Origin of the sequence: Streptomyces sp. NPDC002130 (genome assembly GCF_040296465.1) — a bacterium.
Lineage (GTDB): Bacteria > Actinomycetota > Actinomycetes > Streptomycetales > Streptomycetaceae > Streptomyces.
The window spans coordinates 1-1,635 of the sequence record NZ_JBEOXI010000715.1 but is presented as its reverse complement, the minus strand read 5'-3'; the positions used below and the strand labels follow the sequence as shown (position 1 = coordinate 1,635).

The 1,635-nt window shown below is 63.6% G+C and carries 2 protein-coding genes; both read right to left on the bottom strand.

Translation table 11 applies throughout. The features are described from left to right. The coding region (locus tag ABT116_RS44760) for an alpha/beta fold hydrolase (RefSeq protein ID WP_351646714.1) at positions 1-806 on the bottom strand (806 nt) is incomplete at its 3' end. A 69-nt stretch (positions 807-875) separates the two neighbouring features. Continuing rightward, on the bottom strand, positions 876-1,412 hold the full coding sequence (locus tag ABT116_RS44755; RefSeq protein ID WP_351646711.1) for a flavin reductase family protein: 537 nt from the start codon (positions 1,410-1,412) through the stop codon (positions 876-878). Positions 1,413-1,635 lie beyond the last annotated feature (223 nt).

The following is a 1,635-nucleotide window of genomic DNA, read 5'->3' as shown; positions in this document are numbered from 1 at the left end:
ATCAGACCGAGGGTGGGGATCGCCCGGTTGAGGTTGACCGTCCCGTCGATCAGGGCCTCACCGGTCCGGGTCTCTTCGTATCCCACCGGACGAACGGCTTTGTCGTGCTTGTTCAAAATGAGCTGAACAGGCACGTCCGTGTACCGATCCCGCGGCTTGCCGAGAGACGGCCGGATATTCGCGCGATAGAGCTTGAGTCCGTTCACCATGTCGTCCGCGATGGTGGGCGCGGTGTTGACCACACGGGGGTCCAGACCGTCGAAGAAGCCCAGAAATGCCGGCCAGTGCTTGGAGAACCACAGACGCAACGGAAGCGTGCAGAGGCCCGGAATCTGGAACAGAACGGTGTAGGCCGACGCGATTCCCTGCGCCGCCGGGCCGAGGAAACGACGCTTGGACGCGCTCGCCCGGATCCACTTGCCGAGATGATCGAGATTCGGGCCCGAGATGGACGAGAACGACGCGATCTTCTCCTCGGCGCCCGGCTCGCAGACCGCTTCCCAGGTTTCGACGGACCCCCAGTCATGCGCCAGGACGTGCACCGGCTTGCCGGGGCTGACCGCGTCGATGACGGCAAACAGATCGCCGGCCAGTGCGCTCAGTTGGTAGTCCTGCACCCTCGAGGGGATCGTGCTCTCGCCGGCCCCGCGGCTGTCGTAGCTGACGACGCGGAAATCGTCTGCCAGCAACGGCACGATGCGGTTCCACAATTCATGGGTGTCGGGCCAACCATGCACCAGGACGATGGTCTCGCCGTCCGCTTTGCCCTGCTCGAACACGGCCAGGCTGACGGAACCGTTGGTCACACGACGCGCGGTCACGGCATGGACAGGAGAGTGCTTCGACATTGTCGAACCCTTCGGAGTCGGGAATATCTAGAGATCGAGAACGAGACGTCCACCGTCGGAACGGGATACGCAGATGAGCATCTCCGTTTCCTGTTCGGTGTCGGTCAGACGCCTTTCGCGGTGATCGGGTTTACCCGCGAGCACCTTCACGCGACAGGTTCCGCAGAAACCCTGCTGACACGAGTACCCGACACCGGGCAACGTCTTCTTGATGACGTCGAGCGCGGACTCGTCGGCGGGCACGGTGAGCACCTGTCCCGAATTGACCAGCTGCACTTCGAATTCTTTGCCGTCGATCACCGGCGGAGCCCCGAACCGCTCGAAATGCAAAGCAGTGGATGGTGTATCGCGGAAACCGCGGCGGACGGCGTCGAGCATGGGCGTCGGGCCACAGCAGTACACGGCGCCGCCGACCGGTGCTCGCCCGAGAAGGTCTGCGGTGGTGGGCAATCCGAACTCGTCGTCCGGACGCACGAAGACACGCTCGGGATCCCAGGTTGCGATCTCGTCGAGGAACGGCATGGATTCACGGGAGCGGCCCGAGTACACGAAGTACCAGTCCATTCCCAATTCTCTTGCTGCACGGACCATTGCGATGATCGGCGTGATGCCGATGCCACCGGCAACGAACAGAGCGCTACCTTCTCCGACGAACGGGAATCCGTTACGAGGGCCGCGAACAGTGACGTGCTCGCCGCGCTTCCCCGAGCTCAACTCCACGGTCGACGCGGAGGCCAGGGAGGTCGTCCGGTTCGACCATGTGCACCTGGGGTTCGCGGCGCAGACC

Excerpts from the sequence above, each read along its gene's own strand:
- ABT116_RS44755 (WP_351646711.1), bottom strand. The coding sequence starts at position 1,412 with ATGGACTGGTACTTCGTGTACTCGGGCCGCTCCCGTGAATCCATGCCG.